The organism is Gracilibacillus thailandensis, from assembly GCF_010994055.1.
Lineage (GTDB): Bacteria > Bacillota > Bacilli > Bacillales > Amphibacillaceae > Gracilibacillus > Gracilibacillus lacisalsi.
Genome location: NZ_WJID01000001.1, coordinates 1 through 22,091, shown reverse-complemented (window position 1 = coordinate 22,091; position 22,091 = coordinate 1). Strand labels below are relative to the sequence as shown.

Below are 22,091 nucleotides of genomic sequence, written 5' to 3'. Positions count from 1 at the left end.
GTGAACAAGATGACGAAAGACTGGGAGACCCTGTCCGTCTTACAACGAAACCGAGAAAATGCCAGGTCATATTATATTCCTTATGCAAATCAAGCATCAGCCTGGACCAATCAAAGAAGCCATTCCGATCGCTTTCAGCTACTTAATGGCACCTGGAAATTCGCCTATTTTGAAACAACTCAACAAGTACCTGAGGATGTTTGCGAAAGGGATGCAAGTGATTGGGATGAGTTATTTGTACCGTCTAACTGGCAAATGAAAGGTTATGGGATTCCACATTATACGAACAAGCAGTATCCATTCCCGATTGATCCACCGAGAATTCCGACGGAAAATCCGACTGGTATTTATCGTCGCTATTTTTATATAGATCCAGATTGGGAGAACCAACATATCTTTTTCCGCTTTGAAGGAGTAGACAGTGCTTTTCACCTTTTTATCAATGGCAAGGAAGTTGGATACAGTCAAGGAAGTCGTATTCCTGCAGAGTTTAATGTGACGGATTACGTCCAAACTGGTCAGAATTCGATTGCCGTGAAAGTATACCAATGGTCAGATGCCAGCTACATCGAAGATCAGGACATGTGGTGGCTGAGCGGCATTTTCCGTGATGTTTATTTACTAGCTCGTCCATCCTGTTATGTGCAAGACTTTTTTGTAGAAACGGAGTTGGATCAAGACTACCATCATGCGAAGTTAAACATCGAAACAGTACTGAATGAGTTGCCGACTGAAAACTACAACATAGAATATCAGTTATATCATCCAGAACGGTCATTAGTAAAGCAGGCAGAAGCAACTATTGATCAACAGAAAAGTGTACAAACAATTGAAGTAGAAGCCCCATTGAAATGGAGTGCAGAAACTCCATCCTTATACCAGTTGTTCATTATATTAAAAAAAGATGATCAAATCATCGAGGTTATTCCGGTAAAAGTCGGCTTTCGCTCTATTGAATTAAAAGATGGTTTGTTACTAGTTAACGGGAGAGCAATTAAATTAAAAGGAGTTAACCGCCATGATCATCATCCTGATTTCGGTAAAGCTGTCCCATATGACTGGATGGTTGAAGATGTTAAAATGATGAAACGCCATCATATCAATGCTGTGAGAACAGCCCATTATCCAAATGATACGCGTTTTTACGCATTGTGTGATCAGTATGGATTGTATGTCATTGACGAAGCAGATTTAGAGTGTCACGGCTTCGAATATATTGGGCAGCCTCATTTGATTAGTGATGATCCAGAATGGCAGGAAGCCTACCTTGATCGGATAATTCGGATGGTGGAGCGCGATAAAAACCATCCATCGATCATTATGTGGTCGTTAGGAAATGAATCAGGCTACGGTCAGAATCATGATGCCATGTATCAATGGACAAAAGAGCGCGATCCGTCACGTCTTGTCCATTACGAAGGTGAATGTCGCACCATTATGAATGGCAGTAATATGGACCCGGAAAAAGACCCGGTATCTTCTGACGTTTTTACGACAATGTATACCGATATCGATATTTTAGAACGGTTAGGAAAAAAGGATTTTCTGCAAACACCGCATATTCTTTGTGAGTATGCCCATGCGATGGGGAACAGTCCTGGTGCACTAAAAGAGTACTGGGAAACATTCTATCGTTATCCTAGACTCCAAGGTGGCTTTGTATGGGAATGGATGGACCACGGCATCCGCAAAACAACGGAAGTGGGAGAAGAATATTTTGCTTATGGTGGAGATTTTGGAGACGAGCCGAATGACTCCAACTTTGTAATCGATGGCTTAGTCATGTCTGATCATACACCATCACCAGCATTACATGAGTATAAAAAAATATTAGAACCGGTGAAGATAAGTGCTGTTGACTGGCTGGGCAAAACAGTAACCGTAACCAATCGATATGACTTCATCGATTTAAGTCATCTGCAATTAGTATGGACAGTTGAAGCAGATGGCAACATTGTCGAAAGTGGATCAGTAGCTCTTTCTGGAATTATGCCAGAAGTTAAGGAAGAGGTCCAGATCGATTTTTCTACACCTGAAAATGTATTCGTTCATACCAAGTATATATTTCATGTAAAAGCAGTATTAGCGAAGGATACCGAATGGGCGAGTGTAGGCTATGAGGTTGCCTGGTCCCAATTTGAGATACCTGTTAAAGTAACACAGCCAGCAGTGGAGCGACTGCAATCAGGTAGACTTGTTATAGTGGATGGACATAACCAATTACATGTTCAAGGAAATGAATTCGACGTTTCTTTCAGCAAGATTACAGGTCTTGTCGAAGGATGGAATTATCTTGGGGAGAAAGTTATTGAATGCGCCCCGAAATTAAATTTTTGGCGTGCGTTAATAGATAATGATATTTACGAAACAAACCAGTGGAAGCCTGTCAGCAATAAAGCGTACTGGCAGAAATATGGTTTACATTGGTTACAGCATCGACTTGATGATTTTAGCTATCGAACTGCAGATGATAATAAACAAGTACAGATAATAGCAAAAGTAAGAATCGCCCCACCTAAATTAGCATGGGCGATCTTAACAACTTATACCTATGATGTCTATGCCAGTGGAGATGTTCAAGTTACGGTTACTGGCCAATTTGAAGGAGATACTCCAGATACTCTCCCCAGAATTGGCTTGCAAATGAAAGTGCCAGACGCGCTTGATCATGTGCAATGGGATGGCAGAGGGCCTGGTGAAGCTTATGTTGATAGTAAAGAGGCTAATCGTTTCGGTGTTTGGAAAAGTACAGTCGATCAGCTATTTACGAATTATGCTGTCCCACAAGAGAATGGCAATCGCCATCAAGTAAAATGGATGTCTCTATATCGTGAATCTGGAAGTGGACTTTTGGTGACAGGAAAGCCAACCTTTGATTTTAGTGTCCATCGTTATGATATGGAAAATATTGATCAAGCAAGACATACATATGAGCTGATCAGACAGGAGAATCTTACGTTAAATATTGACTATAAACAGCATGGCTTAGGTTCCGCCAGCTGTGGTCCAGATGTTTTAGATAAATATCAATTACGTGCAGAGGACTTTGCGTTTACTGTTCGCTTTATCCCTTTTTCATCTAATGAGGATCCCAGCCATCTAGTCAAAACGATATTGTCAAATAGCTTATAAATTTTATTGGACACTTTTGGAGATTTATTGGACACTTTAGGGCATTTACTGGACACTTTCAGAAGTTTATTGGACACTTTTAAGCATTTACTGGACACTTTTTGAGGTTTACTGGACACTATCACAAAAACCCGCTTCAGATCGAAGCGGGTTTCCTATTTACAATCCACATTTAAGTTGAGCACCACAGTTTGTACATGTATTACAGCCACCGATATCTTCGACACTACCTTTACGGCAGACAGGGCATGTGTCACCAACTTCTGATCCGATGGACATGTCTGTTTTGTCTAATTCGTTTACTGTATCAACGATAACTACTTTCTTTTCTTCATCTTCAAATAGTTCGGTTTGTTCTGAGAAGTTATTTTCTTCTGCTTTTAATGTTAAGACTTGGGAATCACGGCTTCCATCTACATAAACCGTGCCACCTTTTGCACCACCACGGTATAGACGACGATACACTTGCTCTACTTGTTCGACTTTATATCCTTTGGGTGCATTGACCGTCTTAGAAATAGAGCTATCTACCCAACGTTGAATTACGCATTGCGTATCAGCATGTGCTTCTGGTGATAAGGTCATTGCTGTTACGAACCACTTCGGTAAATGATCTGGATCTTGTTCTGGATTGTTGTCTAAATATTCCTGAACGATATCTGCGTTCACTTCGATAAATTTCCCTAATCTTCCGCTACGATAGTAGGTGAAAGAGAAGTAAGGTTCAAGTCCGGTAGAAACACCAACCATCGTACCAGTTGATCCTGTAGGTGCAACAGTTAATAAGTGTGAGTTGCGAATACCGTATTTTAAGACACCTTCACGAATATCTTCCGGCATATCTTGCATATAACCGGTAGAGACAAAGTTTTCACGTAAGTTTCTCGTTTCTTCTTCTGTTTCACCAACTAAGAATGGGAAGCTTCCTTTTTCTTTTGCTAATTCGATAGATGTGCGATAAGCGGTTGTCGCAATGGTTTCGAATATTTTATCTACTAATTCATTACCTTCTTTGGAACCGTACTCTGATTCACAGTAAATTAGTAAGTCATGAAGTCCCATCACACCTAAACCAACACGTCGCTCACCTAGAGCTTGTACACGGTTTTCTTCTAGGAAGTAAGGTGTGGAGTCAATCACATTATCTTGCATCCGTACACCGATTTCGACCGTTTGTTTTAGTTTATCAAAGTCGGGTGCTTTCTTCTCTTTGTCCGCTACATTCGCTAAGTTAACTGCTGCTAAATTGCATACAGAATACGGAGCGAGGGGTTGTTCCAATATTGTTATCCTAAAGGCTTTTTATCCTTTAGTTCTTACACTTCACTTTCGTGTAAGTTCAGCATACCTTTTCATTGCACACCTTTTTCATGAATTTTAATAATTCTTTTCTTCCACGATCTTCACCAAAGACTGCCTTAGATATTACCCGAAAGTCTTTTACATCAAAACGCTCATATATTTCCTTTAAAAGTGGAGATAGGGATGTATTTGCGGTTTCTTTTGCTTCTTTATTTCGGGATTTTATTTCTACAATTTCTATAAGCAAACCGTTTTGATCGTATAAAAAGAAATCTGGTTTATAAATTTTGTACCCTATATCAAAGGATCTAACTTCGTATTTCCAGCTTATCTTTTGATAGTCAAGGTATCTGGCATATGCATATTCATAGGAGCTTCTTAAATAATATCCTTTATAAAACCCTGCATACCCTCTATTCATTTTTTTACCTCTATATAAATTCATTTAATTATATAAGGCAGTTGTGTACAATGCTGCGGCCTCTTGCCCGGATTATAGTCTACTAAAGTAGGATCACCGAGTATGCGTTGCCCCTGACCAATTTTTTACCTTAGCCTTCGGTTCGGGTTAGCATCACAGCCTCCCCGCTTCATTCCGCAGTGTTTTACATGAGGCAAACTATGCTATTTTACCACATGGATTTGTCGCTACTACTTTTTGTCCATATGCAGTGGCGTTTGTTTTCTTATTGGCATTGTCTAGGAAGAAAATACCTGGTTCAGCAGAGTAAGTGGCACAGACGTTAATTAAGTCCCACAATTCCTTTGCTTTGATGCGTTTATAAACTTTTACACCGAAACCTAGTTTTTCCCATTCTCTAACGTCGCCAACTTCATGCCAATGCTTGTTGTAGTATTCCATTTCCTCAGCATTGTAATTTTCAACATCAGGGAAACGTAAATCGTACTCCAGATCATTTTCAACAGCTTCCATAAATTCATCGGTAATACAAACCGAAATGTTTGCACCTGTTAAAAAGTCAGGGTTGTGAACAGAGTAAGAACCGCCATCGCGTAATTCTGCTTCTGCTTTTTCGATATTGGCGTCAGTGAATCCACCTTGACCAGGCATATTTTTGAAGTTAACTACACCTTGGTATAGTTGTACTTCATCAGCAGACAGAGGTGTGAACTTTAATTTGTCACTAGCTAATTGCTGAATGGTTTCGTCTTCGGTATTTTCCATTAAATAACGTAAAATTCTCGGGTTTTGCATCTTCGAGATGATGAATTCAATCACATCAGGATGCCAATCGTTTAGCATAATCATTTGAGCACCACGTCTTGACCCACCTTGTTCAACTAGATGTGTCAATTTAGCGATATCGTCTAACCAAGAGACAGAACCAGATGATTTACCATTGACCCCTCTAGCTAGAGCGTTTCGAGGTCGAAGTGTCGATCCGTTAGTACCAACACCACCACCGCGTGACATGATTTCCATTACTTGTTTGCGATGATCACTAATACCTTCACGTGAATCTTTTACAAAAGGCATCACATAACAGTTGAAGTATGTTACATCGGTATCAGATCCTGCACCGTAAAGGACACGTCCGGCTGGCACGAAATTCATGCTAGATAGTTCTTGATAAAAATGTTCGAACGATTCATCTTGTTTTTCTTTTGTTGTTTCCACTGCTGCTAGACCTGTTGCATTACGTTTGGCAATTTGTTCGTAATATACTTCTAATGGTTTATCGATTGTGCTTAAGGAGCGTTCGATTACGCCAGTTTCACGCTCTTCATCTTTCTCTAATACGTGAACATAATCTTCCTCTACCTGAATACGGGCTTTACCATTTGTTTCATTAATTTCTAAGATGAAACCAGTACCTCTTGCAGGGAATTTCGGGTCTTCCTTAATCGTTAAAACGACAAAGTCACCTTTTTTTAATGTCTTTTTCTTTGTATCTTTAAATGCGTATCGGTCGAGCATAACAAGTCGTGATACACCTTTATGTGTGGTATGCATATCAGGTGTAATCGGGTGAACTTGAGGAAATTCCTTAATATCCTCATTCAGCTGTTCCACATTGATTGCCAATGACCGGTCTTTCGTCGATTGCATTGGGTAGTCGCCTCCTTTATCTATATATGTGAAAATGATAACTAAATTAAATCTATTATATCGTATCAAAATCGACACGTTTTCTCAATATATAGTGTTTTTTTACAAAAATGTATACTATATATTGAAAAGCGTAAAAAAGACACTCTCTTAGGCAAAAGAGTGTCTTTTCCTTAGTCTATTATATCAAAAATAAAAGTAGTTTTGGCAAAATATTTTTCATCTTTATCTAACCAAATGGAAGGGAATCCTTCATGATGTACTGATGCCGGTGATCCTTGTGTTTCAAGGCAGAGTCCTAAATATTGTACTGACTCTCGTTCACGTAATCCTAATCCTTCTGGCAGATTATTAGATGTATACATCACCACACCAGGCTGGTCGGTTATCACCGTTAGTTGACGACCACTTTCTTTCTCACGAACAACAGCACTTTCCTGTTTGGAATGGTCAAAGATAAAGTAGTGATCATAGCCATGATTTGCCACCAAATTTTGCTTATAATCGGATGTCACACCATCTTTCATCAGACGGCCATTTCGGAAATCATAGACAGTATTATCTACTTCCAAAATATTACCAGTTGGAATTAATTCTTCATCTAATTCAACAAATTGACTGCTGTCCAATGTAATCTCATGATTTTGAATATCGGATTTCAAATTACCGCTAAGGTTAAAATAAGAATGGTTAGTACTGGTTAGAACCGTTTTATGATCAACTACACCTTCATAGGTAATCGTAAAAGCATTATCATTATTCAAAGTATAAGTCACTGTCATCCACAAATTCCCTGGATAGCCGTTTTCACCATCTTCGCTTTTTAATGTCAGCGTTAGTCCTACTTCATCATTATTTTCAAAAGGAACGACCTTCCAAATTGATTTATGAAATCCTGGTTCACCGCCATGCAAGTGATGTTCTCCTTCATTTTTCGGTAGTGTAAATGTCTTACCATCCACTTCAAATTGCGCCTTTTCAATTCGTCCGGCTACACGACCAATTAACGCTCCAAAGAACCCAGGATTGTCAAGATAGTCTTCATAGTTTTCAAAGCCAATTACGACATTTTCCAGCTTTCCGTCACGATCTGGTGCAAGTATTTTTGTAATGATACCACCAAAATTGAGGATAGAAACAGCCATTTGATTATCATTGATTAAGGTAAACTCTTTCCATTGCTGGTCTTTTACTTGGACTACATCTGTTTTTACTTCCATTACCCGTTCCTCCTAGTTATCTTTCATTTAAGTGTGACAAAAATCGTTTAAACGCATCTCTTCCGGTCTGGTTTGTTTTATACACCCCGGCATTTTCCAAGACACGCGCGAATTTTTGTCCTAGTGCATCTTCTACAATTTTGTTAACGTTGTCTTTTGTTATAGGTGAATATCTATCTTCAATAGATTGTACCCAATCATGATGGTATTCTGCAACCGTTACCTTTTCGCCAAGCAGGTGTTTTTTGATTGTCTCCATTTCCTCTTTTAAACGGGGAGGAAGTACTGCAAGCCCCATCACCTCAATAAGTCCTATGTTTTCTTTCTTAATATGGTGAACATCCTCATGTGGATGGAAGAGGCCCATCGGGTGTTCATCTGTTGTACGATTGTTACGTAATACCAAGTCGATCTCGTATAATTTGCCACGTTTGCGGGCGATTGGTGTGATCGTGTTATGTGGCGTATCATCTGTATAAGCAAGAATATCTGCAGCAGGATCACTATATTCTCGCCATTTTTGTAAAATGTAATCAGATGCATCCACTAATGTGTTGCGATCAGTATGGCGTAAGCGAATCACTGATAATGGCCATTTGACCACCATCGCTTCCACATCGGAAAAATCGTCCAATGTAAAGCTGAATTCCTCTTCAGCATTTGTCATCGCAAAGGTATAATGACCACCTTGATAGTGATCATGTGATAAAATACTGCCACCAACAATCGGTAAGTCAGCATTTGATCCAATGAAGTAATGAGGAAATTTTTCAACAAAAGCAGTAAGTCTAGCAAAAGAATCTCGATTAATTTTCATTGGCCGGTGTTCTTTTGCGAAGAGTATACTGTGTTCATTGTAATAGACATAAGGAGAATATTGTAGAAACCAATCCTCCCCTTCTAAGGGAACTTCAATAACCCGGTGATTAGAACGTGCCGGGTGGCCGATCCGTCCTACATAGCCCTCATTTTCCGCACATAATAAACATTTTGGATAAGCGATATCCTGTTTCATTTCTTTTTCACGCTTAATTTGTTCGGGATCCTTTTCTGGTTTTGACAGGTTGATCGTAATGTCTAAATCTCCATAATCTGATGCTGTTTTGAAATGAATGTTATTTGCAATCCGTTTCGTTTGAATGTAATTACTATCTTTACTCAATTGATAGAAATAGTCGGTTGCTTGCTCTGGTGACGCTTGATATTTCAAATAAAAGGTTTGGTTTATTTCTGAAGGTTTTGAGATAAAAACGTCCATAATTTTCGCCGTTAATTGTTCTCTTTCATCAAGTAAACCCTCGATTAATCCTTTGTTTACTGCTAGCTCCGCTAATTCTTCTAAAATATCTGGAATGTCCAGATTTAGCAGTTCCGCGTCATCTTGATAACTTGCTTCATTAAGCAGGCCTAACACTTGATTACGTGCATAAATTCCGTCACTGGTCTGAATCAATTCTTTCTCAATAGCTTTGTTGACTAATGTGTTCACTAAGCTTGAGATATTGGCCATGTTAATCCTCCTTGTAGCCTGTTGGATTTGCCTGATGCCAATTCCATGCATCGGTAATAATGCGATCAATATCAGTTCTGGTCGGATTCCAACCAAGAATACGCTTTGCCTTATCTGATGCAGCAATTAATGTACTAGGATCTCCTGCTCTTCTTGGTGCTACTTCTGCCGGAATCGCATGATTTGTTACTTTGCGTGCGGCATCGATGATTTCTTTTACAGAGAAACCTTGGCTACTTCCTAAGTTAAAGACATTGCTTTCTCCGCCTTCTTTTAAATATTTAAGTGCTAGTATATGAGCATCGATCAAATCTTCAACATGAATGTAGTCACGGATACAGGTTCCATCTGCAGTATTGTAGTCATCACCAAAAATAGAGATATGCTCTCTTTGACCTAACGCTACTTGCAATACAATTGGAATTAAGTGTGTTTCAGGTCGGTGGTCCTCACCAATTTCACCTGTACTTCGTGCGCCGGCAACATTAAAGTAACGAAGTGATACAAAACGGATACCATGAGCTGCTTCGGTCCATTTCATCATTTTTTCCATCGTTAATTTTGTTTCACCATAGGTATTAGTAGGTTTTGTTGGCATTGTTTCGGTAATTGGTACTTGTTCTGGTTCACCGTATGTTGCTGCAGTGGAAGAGAAGACAATATGTTTGATATCGAATTCTGTCATTGCTTGCAGTAATACTTGGGTTCCGTACACATTGTTATCAAAATATTTGAGAGGGTCTTCCATTGATTCTCCTACTAGAGAGTTTGCAGAAAAATGAAGTACTCCTTCAATCTTTTCGTGTGTAAATACTTCGCGCAAGAATTCGATATCACGAATATCGCCATTATAAAATGTTGCGTCAGGGTGAACTGCTCCCGCATGTCCTGTCAATAAATTATCAATCACTACTACTTCATATCCTTGATCAATTAATTGGTATACAGCGTGTGAACCGATATAACCAGCTCCGCCTAAAACTAAAATACGCATTTGTCATCATCCTTTCTAACTTAAAAAATATTAAAATAGTAACCATTCACAAAATTCATAAACTGTGAAGTAACATAGATTTGGAAAAGAGATATCCCCGGAAGCGCCAATCTGTTCCGAGGAAAAAGGCTTCTCTTCCAAGGAAAAGTTCTTCTCTTCCGAGGATAAACGACTATTTCCAGGGAAGAGAAGGGCATATCCCCGGAACAGCAAAGGATATCCAGGGAAGGGAAAGAGGTATCCTCGGAACAGCGAGAGATATCCCCGGAAGAGAAGTCCTGTTAACTTTGCAACTAAGCTACTTCCCAGTTTGTATCAGCTGATCCTAAATTGCTATTTCCTTAGCGCCGTCTCCGATTGCTGCTACGTAAAAGGTTGGTGCGTAACCTACTTTTTCTTGATAGGCTTTACCAATGGCTGCTTTGACAGCTTCAACCATTGTCTTTTCTACGATAGCAATCGCACATCCGCCAAATCCAGCACCTGTCATTCGGGCACCAAGAACACCTTTTTGTTGCCAGGCGGTTTCGGCAATGGTATCAAGCTCCATACCTGTAACTTCATAATCATCGCGTAATGAAACATGCGATTGGTTCACTAATTGACCAAATTCTTCGAGGTCGCCAGCATTTAACTTTTTCAAAGCATCGATCGTTCTAGCATTTTCATATACAGCATGTTTTGCCCGTTTTTGGTTTGTTTCATCACTGATTAATGAACGGCTTTCCTCGAATTGTTCCGGTGTTAATTCGCCAAGACTGTTAATAGAAAGTTCTTTTTGCAGGTCGGCAAGTGCTGCTTCACATTGGCTGCGACGCTCATTATATTTGGAATCAGCGAGTTCACGTCTTTTGTTCGTGTTAATGATAATGATATCATGATTTTCCAATTTTATTGGTGCATATTGATAATTTAATGTATCACAGTCTAATAACATCGCGTGATCTGCTTTGCCCATGCCGATTGCAAATTGATCCATAATGCCGCTGTTGACACCAATATAATCGTTTTCAACTTTTTGTCCAAGTTGGACCATCAGAATACGATCTATCTCGAGTCGGTAAAGGTTTTCCAATAAAACCCCAGTTACAAGTTCAATCGAAGCAGAGGAGGAGAGCCCTGCACCGTTAGGAATATTTCCGTAGAATAATACGTCAAATCCTTTATCAATGTTAAATCCTTCTTCTTGGAAGTAAAGCATCATCCCTTTCGGAAAATTGGTCCAATCGTCTTCTTTTTTGTAGGAAAGGTCATCTAGTGAAACGTCGATTATTCCTTTATCAGGAAAATTATCCGAATAGAGTCGTACTTTTCGATCCTGTCTTGGTACTGCTAACGCATACGTACCAAAGGAAATTGCAGCAGGGAAGACATGCCCTCCGTTATAATCTGTGTGTTCTCCGATTAAATTAATTCTACCCGGTGCAAAAAATGCTCTTGGCTGTTCAGTTGTTTGGAACATATCTTGAAACTTGGCAACTAATCTGTTTACATCCATTTTCATTTTCACCCTTTGAAATATTTTGTCGACTTAATTAAATTAATTTATTAACTATATTGTACGTGATTTCATCATCAGATACAAGACTAAAAATGTAAATAATTGATTGAAGTGAACAGTCATTTATAAAGACTTCACATAAATTGGAATGAACCTTAGTGCTCATTAGTTATCTTTAGAAAAGTTAACAAACACTTTACGCAGAGTTTAATTAATATCAATCTTGATTAGATAGAATCAGGGGTGGAAGATAGTCAAAATAATAGAGGAGGAGAGAGAATGGAGCGACATTCAAGCTTAAAAATATCTAGCATATTTTTGGCATTTTTACTTGTATTTACTCAACTCTCAACAGCATTTATACCTATAGTAGAAGTAAATGCCCAAGAACAAGAGACGGAGGCTATTTCTGTATCTGATGCATTGGCAGAAGACCATGATACAGAAGTGACAATGGAAGGGTATATAGTAGCCCCTTTTAATAATCACTATGCCATTAAAGTAGCAGAAGAGAATAATGCTGAAGCTACGTCTATTATTGTTAAGTTGGAATCAGATCAACGTGATCAATTTAGTCCACAGTTAAATGAAGCAGCATTAGGACAGAAAATTATTGTGACAGGTACAAGGGACCTTTATTCCAATCAGGAATCCATTGAAGATGTAACAAGTATTACATTTGCTGATGGTGATGCAATAGAGGATGAAGACCCGGTTCCGTCTAACCTATCGATTTCAGAAGCGCGTCAACAAAGCAATGGAAGTGTCGTAACCATTGAAGGTGTGGTAACTTCTAGTAATCTTGCAAATCCAAATAGCAGTCAATTATCGACATACATCCAAGATGAAACAGCAGGTATTAATCTTTTTACATTTGATGGATCTTCTTTTCCAACATTAAATGAAGGAGATCGAGTTCAAGTAACAGGAGAAATTGCTACTTATAACGGTTTAACAGAAATTATCCCTAGTGAACTAGAAGTAATTTCTAATGATGAATCGCTACCATCACCAACAGCTATCACAATAGCAGACCTAAACGATGAAGCAGTAGCAGAGCCTTTAGAAGGTCAACTAGTTTCTGTTTCCGGATATATTCAAAGTATTCCATCTGATCCAGCTGGTGGAGGATATAATATTTCTTTAATCGATAGTGACTTTAATAGTACGACATTAAGAGTGATGGAAGGTACGTTGGATGTTGCTGATCTAGAAGAAGGAAAATGGTATGATATTACAGCTGTTTTAAGTCAATACAACAGCTATCAACTATTACCTAGAAAAGCTAGTGATCTATCATTAGCGGAGGAGCAACCGGACGCGCCAGATGCTGGTGGAGAATACACATCCACTGTTGAGTATGTTTCGGATGGTGACACCATTCGGTTAACAACACCAGTTTTAGGGTCTGATCGAGTACGTTTTGTTAATATTGATACACCTGAAACAAATGTGAATGGAGCAAATGGTGTAGATGAGGAAAATCAAAAAGAACATGGTCAATATGCAACAGAGCGCTTGAAAGAATTATTACCAGAAGGTTCAACCGTAACATTAAAAATTGGTGAAGAACCTACTGATCAATATGGTAGATTGCTAGCGGAAGTCATCAATGAAGATGGCGTAAATACGAACCTGGAATTAGTTAAAGAAGGATTCGCAACAACCTATTTTATCTGGCCGATTGGTGATGAAGATAATTATCAGCTTTATCAGGATACAGTCAAAGAAGCGATAGATAATGAACGTGGTATTTGGAATCCTGAAAACCCATTAACAGAGTTACCATTTGCGTACCGTGCCATTACTGAAGGTGGAGATTTCCATCGTTATGTAGGAAACTCCGACACGAAAGAATATGTAGAACCAACCGAATATGCAGAAGTTCCCGTAGAGAAACGTATCTTCTTTGCAAGCGCGGAAGAAGCAGAAGAACAAGGCTATACGCCAGTAACAACAGGTGAAGAACCATCTGATGACATATTGGAAGTACAACTATTAGGTATGAATGACTTACACGGTAAGATTGATCAGGAATATGTATTAGATGTTGATGGCGAAGATGCGGTTTATGGTCGTATGGATTATACAGCACAAGCGATTAAAGAACGAGAACAAGAAAATGAGAACACCTTACTTGTACATGCTGGGGATATGATTGGTGGAAGTTCACCTATCTCTGGATTGCTTCAAGATGAGCCAACCGTAGAAATTATGAATGAAATGGGCTTTGATGTAGGTACAGTAGGAAACCATGAATTTGATGAAGGATTAGACGAATTGAAACGTATGGTAAATGGTGGCGATCACCCTGAGGGACTAGGTACAGAAGGTTACGAAGGAATGAACTTTGATATGCTTTGTGCCAACTGTATTCAAGAAGATACAGGTGAAACCTATTTACCACCATATGCGATTCAGGAAGTTGACGGTGTAGAAATTGGTTTTATCGGTGTGAATACACAAGAAACAATGAACATGGTTATGCCGTCTTCTTTAGAAAATGTAGCATTTACGGATGAAACAGAAGCAGTTAATGATGCAGTTGATGAATTACAGGAACAAGGTGTCGAAGCTATTGTTGTGCTTGCACACATGCCAGCGACACAATCTGGATCAACTGCTACAGGAGCAGCTGCAGATTTAGCCAAAAATACTGACGATGCAGTAGACATTATATTTGCAGCCCATAACCACCAGGTAGTAGATGCTGTTGTAGATGAAAAATGGATTATTCAAGCATCGGAATATGGAAAAGCTTTTGCTGATGTCGATATTCAAATTGATCGTGAAACAAAAGATATTGTAGATGTAGAATCAGAAGTCGTGTTTGTGAAGCAAGACGATTACCAGCCTGAACCAGCTGTTGAAAGTATTCTTAATAAGTATGAAGCTGAGATCGAGTCCATTGTAAATGAAGAAATTGGCTATAATGCACAGGAATTAACTGGTCAATATACGAATGATGGCGATCATGGTTTAGGTAATTTAATTGCAGATGGTATGAAATGGGCGATGGATGCTGACTTTGCGATGCACAATGGTGGTGGTATCCGTGACTCCTTAAATGTGGGTCCAATTACTTGGGGTGAAGTGTTTAATATTCTACCTTTTGCTAATAATGTGATGTCGGTGGAAATCAAAGGGAAAGATTTAATTCCTATTCTAAATGACAATTTATCAAGTTATGGATCCGATTATAGTGTGTCCGGATTACACTACACATATAATTATGATTATCAGCATGTAGTAGATATTACCTTCCCAGACGGATCTCCGATTGATCCAGATGAAACATATGTATTGGCAACGAACAATTATATTGGTACACAGGATGGGCCAATTAAAAATCTAGGTGAGAATCCAATCATGGGACCTGTCGATGTTGATGCTGCGGTAGATTATATCAAGTTTCTAGATACGTCTGAAGAAAACCCATTAGTGATCGGACCAGAGGGGCGTATTGCGCAAACAGATGAAATTCCTGATATAGATGATGAAGGAGAAATGATTGGCTATAATGCACAAGATTTAGTTGGGACTTACACGAATGGGATTGATCATGGCTTAGGTAATTTAATTACCGACAGTATGAGATTTGAAATGGACAGTGATTTTGCTGTCACAAATGGTGGAGGAATTGGTTCTTCCTTATTAGCTGGACCGATCACGACATCTTCGTTAGAAAAAATCCTAGCGCATGGCAATACATTAGTGAAAATGGAAGTGACAGGTGCTGAATTAGAAGATATTTTAAATGCACAGCTTTCTGAGAATGGTTCTGATTATAGTGTATCTGGTTTCCAATATCGCTATAATAAGGCTGCAAATAAAGTGATATCTATAACACTTCCAAACGGCAAGAAAGTGAAAAAGAATGATACCTATACCTTAACAACCAATAGCTATTTAGCATCAAGAGGTATATTCGCATCCATCGATTCTGAGCGAGAAGAAGGACCTGTTGATGTAGAGGCGCTTGAGAATTATATTATTTCGTTAGAAACAACAGAGGACAACCCACTGTTATATGGTACAGAGGGTCGTATCTCTACGGTACCGAAAGTGACATTGCCAGATGTTGTAAATAATAAGGCGGAAGTAAAGGATGTTATTTTTGATCATGTAGCAGCAAAGGGCAAAGCTATTGTTGACTTTACTGAAGTAGAGGATATTGACGAAAATCAACCATTAGAAATTACAGTAACTAAATCGCAATTAACTAAATTAAAAGAGAAAGATGCGGTTTTAGCTGTGAAAAAAAATGATGTGACACTAGAGTTTCCAGCAACAGTGTTTAGTGGGGAACAGGATGCTACAATTATTATCGAAAAGCTTGCAGATGTAGAAGGTGCGAAAAGTGCTGTTTATGATTTTACCCTTGTGGAAGGTGAAACTGTAATAAGTGACTTTTCTGAAACAGAAGGTGTTCAATTAGCCTTTAACATCCATGACGAAAATGTGGAAAACTCAGACCTTTTGAAAGTATTCTACCTAAATGAGGAAACAGATGAATGGGTAGAAATTGGCGGTGAGTATCAAGACGGTATTGTGACAGCAACAACTACTCACTTCTCAATCTTTACTGTAATGGAAGCTAGTGAAGATGATGAAAATAATGATAATGATGATACCAATAACAATGGTGGAAACAATGAAGATGATGATACCAATAATAATGGTGGAAACAATGAAGATGATGATACCAATAACGATGATGGAAATAATGACGATGGTGAAAACAATAACAACGATGGAGATTCAAATGATAACGATGAGAACTCCAATGGATCAGAAGATCAAGAGACATCAGAGGACACATCAACGGAAAAGAATGAGCTGCCAGATACAGCTACATCTATGTTTAACTACGTGGTAGCAGGTGTCGTCATAATCGCATTAGGGTTATTATTGCTGATTCGCAAAAGAAAATTAAACTTATAAGGAAATGAAAAAAGGCTACATTCAGCATCTTGAATGTAGCCTTTATTCCTGTAAGGTAAGAAAGTATAAAATTCAGGTATTTGTCTTCCACTTCCCTTTCCACGGATTCTCGCCTAAGCTAACTTTTGTAAAGCGAACTTCTTTACAAAAGTTAGCTGAAGGCCCGCCCCACGGAAAGCGAAGTGGGCAAGCCGCAGCGGTTGTTACGCCTATTATTCATGTCAAAATAACTACTTTGGACAGGACCGGGTGGGCTTTCCCGGTTTTTCTTATTTAATCTTACTGTTGCTTAATAGTAGTATACTGCTCTCTTATTTTTTTAGCTGCTTCCACCATTTTTTCCAGAGCGGCAATGGTTTCCGTTTCTCTTCTTGTTTTCAGCCCGCAGTCTGGATTAATCCAGAATTGTTCGACATCAATGGTTTCCAAGGCACGTTTAATGTTTACTTCAAGCTCTTGTAATGTTGGAACACGTGGGCTATGAATATCATAAACACCAAGCCCAATATCCTTCTTATAATCATTTTTCTCAAAAGTTTCCACCATTTCTCCGTGACTCCGAGAAGTTTCGATAGAAATCACATCAACGTCTAATCCATCGATAGCTTCATATATTTCACCGAATTCAGAATAGCACATATGCGTGTGAATTTGAGTTTCAGATTTGACTGTTGCCGTTGCAAGTTGAAAAGCATTGACAGCTGCATCAAAATAGGCTGGCCATTTTAAACGATCTAATGGTAATCCTTCCCGTAATGCAGGTTCATCTACTTGAATGATGTTTATTCCTGCTTCTTCAAGTGCTAATACTTCCTTTTCCAATGCTAAAGCAATTTGATCTTGTACGGTGAATCGAGGTAATTCTTCATGAACAAATGACCAATTTAAGATTGTAACAGGTCCAGTTAGCATACCTTTGACAGGTCGATCCGTTAAAGATTGTGCATAGGCTATTTCTTTGACAGTAATCGCTTTTTCCCACTCAACATTTCCAGCTAATAAAGGTGGTTTAACACAACGTGAACCGTAGGATTGAACCCAGCCAAATTCAGTTACCGCGAAGCCTTTTAATTTTTCACCAAAATACTCAACCATATCGTTTCGTTCAAATTCACCGTGAACGAGTACATCTAAATCTAAGTCTTCCTGAATTTGAATCCACCTTCTCGTCTCTGATCCAATAAATTCTTCATACGCTTGATCAGAGATTTCACCTTTACGCCATTTTGTTCTTGTTCGCTTTACTTGAGGTGTTTGCGGCAAACTTCCAATTGTTGTTGTCGGTAACAACGGTAGGTTTAATGATGCTTGTTGAAGTTTCTTTCTCTCCGCAAAAGAGATCTCCCGTTTCGCTTTATGTTTTGCAATAGTAGGTGTTTGACTGCGGTACTCCGATTGATCCAATTTTGCTATTGCTTGTTGGCTTGCTTTAAATGCGTCAGCAACAGACTGTTTTCCTGCTTGTAAAGCAGTTGTTAAGATTTGCAGTTCTTCTAACTTTTCATTAGCAAAGCTTAATCCGTCTTTAACAACAGTATCTAGCTTTTCTTCTAAATGCTTCGTGACAGGCACATGCAATAAGGAACAGGAAGGTTGCACAATTAATGTTTCTGGGTTTGCTGCTTGTTGGATATTTTGTAAAAACTGATATTTTTCCTCTAAATTAGCACGCCAAACATTTCGTCCATTAATAATACCAGCACCTAAAACTTTATCAGAAGGGAAGCCAAACTTTTGGATCAACTCTAAGTGGTCACCATGTACAAAATCCAATCCAATTCCTTTTACTGGTAGAGCAGTAATACGTTGATAATGTTGAACCGTCTCAAAGTAGGTTTGTAAAATGATTTGAATTCCTGATACATTGTTGTCGATCGATTGATACACTTGCTCCACAAGTTGTATTTCCTTTTCAGAAAGGTTAGTACCCAAAATTGGTTCATCTATCTGTACCCAACTTGCTCCCGCTGCTGCTAATTCGTTAAGAACTTGCTCGTATAATGGAAGCAAGCGATTAAGCCAACTTTCTAATTCATCTTCTTGATAGCCTTTTGCTAATTTGACAAATGTGACTGGTCCGACAATGACAGGCTTGCCGTCAATGTCCAATTCTTCTTTTGCTTCCTGATAATAATATAATGCTCGGTTCTCGATTAATTTTGGTGATGTTCCGCTTAGTTCTGGCACTATATAGTGGTAATTGGTGTTGAACCATTTTGTCATTTCTGCTGCCACAGCATTAGTTTCACCACGAGCAATCGCAAAATAGCTAGCTAAGTCTGTTGGGTCATGATGCTGAAATCGCTCTGGAATAATGTTAAAGGCAACAGCTGTATCTAATACATGGTCATAAAATGAAAAATCCCCAGTAGGAATAAGATCAATTCCTTGTTCTTTTTGCTTTTTTAAGTTGTTAAGTCGTAAATTTTTGGTTTGTGCTTTTAGTGATTGTTCACTAATGTCTCCTTGCCAGAATGCTTCGATTGCTTTTTTCCATTCTCTTTTTTCCCCTATCCGCGGATAACCTAAATTGGCACTAAGAATTGTTGTCATTGTGTAAAAACTCCTTTTCATTTATATTTTTGTTACTATCTTAGCTTGCTGATGAACATACTTCGTGAGTTCCACTGTTAACGGATAATGCATAAACGGCGTAATAATATAAATACCATTAAAATAATTCATAGCCGTTGTAATTAACTCCTTGGCGATTTGTATTCCCTCTTGTAAACTGTCTTGGCGGTTATCATGACGCTGCATTCTTGTTCGTACTTCGTCAGACAGCTTCATGCCTGGCACTTCATGATGAAGAAATTCTGCATTTCGGTGAGAGGTAAGTGGCATGATGCCAATGAAAATAGGTTGATCAATATGTTTAGTCATTCGATGTAATAGGATAATTTGCTCATGGTTGAATATCGGCTGTGTCAAAAAGTAGTCCGCACCATGCTTTATTTTTCGCTCCATTCTCTTTACTGCTTTTTCGAGATTAGCTACATTAGGATTAAATGCAGCAGCTACCTGAAAATGAGTGTTTGTTTTCAGAGAACTACCAGAAAATGAAAGCCCTTGGTTAGACTGTTTAATCAGTTTTGTTAATTCCAAAGATGTGACATCAAAGACCGATGATGCTCCCGGGAAACCGCCAATACGAGTTGGATCACCCGTAATAGCTAGAATTTCATGCAGTCCTAATGTATGCAGTCCCATTAGATGGGATTGAAGTCCGATTAGGTTACGGTCACGACATGTCAAGTGGATAAGTGGAGTTGCGTGACAACCTGCTTGCTTCATTTTTACAGCCATTGCTAGATTGCTAATACGTGGAGTAGCTAAGGAATTATCTGCTAATGTAATTGCGTCAACCCCAGCCTTTTCTAAAGCAAATACACCATTCATGAAGGGAGCTATATCCAAATGTTTTGGTGCGTCTAATTCGACAATAACGGTATGTCGTTTTCGAGCCTTATCTGCAAGTGTTGTTCGTAGTGGGGGTTGCTGTTCTGTGGTATTTTTGGTAAATGTTACTTGCTTGATTTCTTTTTCCGTAATAGGTTCTAAGCCTGTCACACCTTCTTTAAGGGCACGAATGTGCTCCGGTGTAGTACCACAACATCCCCCTATTAACCGGACACCTTGATCACGGAATTCCTTCGCGCATCGTTCGAAATAGTGACTATGCTGGTTGTACACTAGCTTCCCGTTTTGATAAGCTGGAAGACTTGCATTAGGATAGGCTGCCAAAAATGCCTTTTCTAGAAGTGGAACTGATTCTAATGCTTTGATCATATAGTGAGGACCTAAATGACAATTCACTCCTACAACATCTGCCCCAATATTTTCTAGTGTTTGGAGTGCTAAGGGAAGTTGGATGCCGTTTTCCATCACACCAGGTTCATGCATGGATACATTCGCTATGATAGGTAGATCTGTTTCTTGTCTAGCAATCTCTAAGACTTGTTTGATTTCTTCGAAGTCATAGTATGTTTCTAGTAATATGCCATCCACACCTTCTAGTAATAGTGAAAAGAGTTGTTCTTTAAAGCTACGGATAATCTCCTTTTTAGAAGCTACAATTTTTTGAACTCCTCTAATTCCACCAATCGTTCCCAACACAAATGCCCGGTCTTTGGCAGCAGTATTAGCGAGTTGAACTGCTTTGGTATTCAATTGATGTACTTGATCTTCTAAACCAAAACGTGTTAATTTGATATAATTTGCCCCGTATGTGTTGGTTTGAATGATTTCTGCTCCAGCATCAAGATAGGTTTGATGAACATGAAGGATTTCATCGGGATGGGTAGTGTTGTAAGATTCGAAACATCGATCTACACCATGAGAGTATAGTAACGTTCCCATTGCTCCATCAGCGACCACTAACTTGTTTTGCAAATGACTAATTAAGTTGGACATAAACGTTCACCTCTCTTCTGCATAAAATAAAAAAATCTCCGGCTATAGAAAGACGGAGATTTATTGGAAAAAGACTCTCATCTTTCAAGCACATCATGCTTGCTGGAATTAGCACCTTGTCAATGAATGACGGTTGCTGAGGTATCGTAGGGCCAGTCCCTCCACCTCTCTGGATAAGAAATAGCTATTTAGTTAGTAACATTTGTTAGTAGTTTACAACAACGACAAACCAATTTCAAGTGCATTTTGAAAATAATGGTATAAGATGTCCGGGATAACTTGACTGATCTTATAAGTATGATATTATAAAAGTTAGTTGAAAATGATTATCAATAACAAGGAGGATATCTCCATGAACTTACATCAACTTATTAAAGGACGTCGATCGATAGCTGTTTATCAAGATAAAGAGGTTTCACAAAGTTTGATCGAAGAACTATTAGAAACAGCTATTTGGGTTCCTAATCATAAAATGACCGAACCATGGCGCTTTGTATTTATTCAAGGAGAGGCTAAAGAAAAACTGGCAACCATTAACCGGCAAGTAGCAGTCTCCAAAACAACTAGTAATTCAGATGAAGAGTTAAAAATAGTAAGCGATAATGCTTATCATAAAATTATGAATGTACCATTTATCTTTTTTGTCGTTAATACCATACACCCACAAGAAAAGTTAAGAGAAGAGGATTATGCTTCTTCTAGTTGCTTAATTCAGAACTTTAGTTTACTAGCATGGGAACAAGGATTAAGTACTTTTTGGAAAACAGGAAAACTAGCCTTCTGTGAAGAAACAGCAGAATTGATTGGCTTAAAAGAGGATGAAAGAGTAGTTGGACAAATTCAGGTAGGTTATCCAGCCAAAAACCTATCTCCAGTTCCGAGAACATCAGCAAAAGAAAGAATTACCGTTATAGAGTAAAACGCATCGGATGCCCGAATCCCGATGCGTTTTTTCTGTAGAACACAGTATCCATAAACTGCGCAGTAACTGAACATGGATTTGT

At 38.8% G+C, this 22,091-nt stretch carries 10 protein-coding genes, 2 pseudogenes and 1 riboswitch; of the genes and pseudogenes, 3 read left to right on the top strand and 9 right to left on the bottom strand.

Features of this window, described 5'->3' with window-relative positions; genetic code table 11:
• Positions 1-9: 9 nt before the first annotated feature.
• Complete coding sequence (gene lacZ, locus GH715_RS00060; RefSeq protein WP_153833865.1) at positions 10-3,132, top strand: beta-galactosidase, LacZ type; 3,123 nt, start codon at positions 10-12, stop codon at positions 3,130-3,132.
• 159 nt (positions 3,133-3,291) lie between these two features.
• Here the strand turns inward: lacZ and GH715_RS00055 are convergent.
• The 7 genes and pseudogenes from GH715_RS00055 to GH715_RS00025 form a co-directional block, all read right to left on the bottom strand.
• Positions 3,292-4,410 (bottom strand): annotated as a pseudogene (locus tag GH715_RS00055) (ribonucleoside-diphosphate reductase); the annotation flags it as partial.
• 61 nt (positions 4,411-4,471) lie between these two features.
• A complete protein-coding gene (locus GH715_RS00050; RefSeq protein WP_240469325.1) occupies positions 4,472-4,879 on the bottom strand; it encodes a PDDEXK family nuclease in 408 nt (135 codons plus the stop codon).
• Positions 4,880-5,062: 183 nt separating this feature from the next.
• Positions 5,063-6,505 (bottom strand): annotated as a pseudogene (locus tag GH715_RS00045) (vitamin B12-dependent ribonucleotide reductase); the annotation flags it as partial.
• A gap of 173 nt (positions 6,506-6,678) precedes the next feature.
• Positions 6,679-7,725, bottom strand: coding sequence for an aldose epimerase family protein (locus tag GH715_RS00040; RefSeq protein ID WP_153833869.1), 1,047 nt, complete (start codon positions 7,723-7,725; stop codon positions 6,679-6,681).
• A 16-nt stretch (positions 7,726-7,741) separates the two neighbouring features.
• On the bottom strand, positions 7,742-9,235 hold the full coding sequence (galT, locus tag GH715_RS00035; RefSeq protein ID WP_153833870.1) for a UDP-glucose--hexose-1-phosphate uridylyltransferase: 1,494 nt from the start codon (positions 9,233-9,235) through the stop codon (positions 7,742-7,744).
• A 1-nt stretch (position 9,236) separates the two neighbouring features.
• A complete protein-coding gene (gene galE, locus GH715_RS00030; RefSeq protein WP_153833871.1) occupies positions 9,237-10,229 on the bottom strand; it encodes a UDP-glucose 4-epimerase GalE in 993 nt (330 codons plus the stop codon).
• Between the two features lie 325 nt (positions 10,230-10,554).
• On the bottom strand, positions 10,555-11,727 hold the full coding sequence (locus tag GH715_RS00025) for a galactokinase (RefSeq protein ID WP_153833872.1): 1,173 nt from the start codon (positions 11,725-11,727) through the stop codon (positions 10,555-10,557).
• 282 nt (positions 11,728-12,009) lie between these two features.
• Here GH715_RS00025 and GH715_RS00020 point away from each other — a divergent pair, with 282 nt between their 5' ends.
• Positions 12,010-16,674 carry a 5'-nucleotidase C-terminal domain-containing protein gene (locus GH715_RS00020; RefSeq protein ID WP_153833873.1) on the top strand — a complete coding sequence of 1,555 codons (4,665 nt, stop codon included), beginning with the start codon at positions 12,010-12,012 and terminating at the stop codon, positions 16,672-16,674.
• A 279-nt stretch (positions 16,675-16,953) separates the two neighbouring features.
• Here the strand turns inward: GH715_RS00020 and metE are convergent, their stop codons facing one another.
• Together metE and GH715_RS00010 are read right to left on the bottom strand one after the other, a co-directional pair.
• On the bottom strand, positions 16,954-19,227 hold the full coding sequence (metE, locus tag GH715_RS00015) for a 5-methyltetrahydropteroyltriglutamate--homocysteine S-methyltransferase (RefSeq protein WP_153833874.1): 2,274 nt from the start codon (positions 19,225-19,227) through the stop codon (positions 16,954-16,956).
• A gap of 21 nt (positions 19,228-19,248) precedes the next feature.
• Positions 19,249-21,087 (bottom strand): bifunctional homocysteine S-methyltransferase/methylenetetrahydrofolate reductase, encoded by a 1,839-nt coding sequence (locus tag GH715_RS00010; RefSeq protein WP_153833875.1) that lies wholly within the window; start codon positions 21,085-21,087, stop codon positions 19,249-19,251.
• Positions 21,088-21,161: 74 nt separating this feature from the next.
• Positions 21,162-21,267, bottom strand: a riboswitch (SAM riboswitch).
• Between the two features lie 172 nt (positions 21,268-21,439).
• Here GH715_RS00010 and GH715_RS00005 point away from each other — a divergent pair.
• Positions 21,440-22,006 carry a nitroreductase family protein gene (locus GH715_RS00005; RefSeq protein ID WP_163578360.1) on the top strand — a complete coding sequence of 189 codons (567 nt, stop codon included), beginning with the start codon at positions 21,440-21,442 and terminating at the stop codon, positions 22,004-22,006.
• The last annotated feature ends 85 nt before the right edge of the window (positions 22,007-22,091 follow it).

What these genes read in the sequence shown, in the direction of transcription:
- GH715_RS00005 (WP_163578360.1), top strand. Translation starts at nt 21,440, where the DNA reads ATGAACTTACATCAACTTATTAAAGGACGTCGATCGATAGCTGTTTAT.
- GH715_RS00020 (WP_153833873.1), top strand. Translation starts at nt 12,010, where the DNA reads ATGGAGCGACATTCAAGCTTAAAAATATCTAGCATATTTTTGGCATTT.
- GH715_RS00010 (WP_153833875.1), bottom strand. Translation starts at nt 21,087, where the DNA reads ATGTCCAACTTAATTAGTCATTTGCAAAACAAGTTAGTGGTCGCTGAT.
- lacZ (WP_153833865.1), top strand. Translation starts at nt 10, where the DNA reads ATGACGAAAGACTGGGAGACCCTGTCCGTCTTACAACGAAACCGAGAA.
- galE (WP_153833871.1), bottom strand. Translation starts at nt 10,229, where the DNA reads ATGCGTATTTTAGTTTTAGGCGGAGCTGGTTATATCGGTTCACACGCT.
- GH715_RS00050 (WP_240469325.1), bottom strand. Translation starts at nt 4,879, where the DNA reads ATGAATTTATATAGAGGTAAAAAAATGAATAGAGGGTATGCAGGGTTT.
- metE (WP_153833874.1), bottom strand. Translation starts at nt 19,227, where the DNA reads ATGACAACAATTCTTAGTGCCAATTTAGGTTATCCGCGGATAGGGGAA.
- GH715_RS00040 (WP_153833869.1), bottom strand. Translation starts at nt 7,725, where the DNA reads ATGGAAGTAAAAACAGATGTAGTCCAAGTAAAAGACCAGCAATGGAAA.
- galT (WP_153833870.1), bottom strand. Translation starts at nt 9,235, where the DNA reads ATGGCCAATATCTCAAGCTTAGTGAACACATTAGTCAACAAAGCTATT.
- GH715_RS00025 (WP_153833872.1), bottom strand. Translation starts at nt 11,727, where the DNA reads ATGGATGTAAACAGATTAGTTGCCAAGTTTCAAGATATGTTCCAAACA.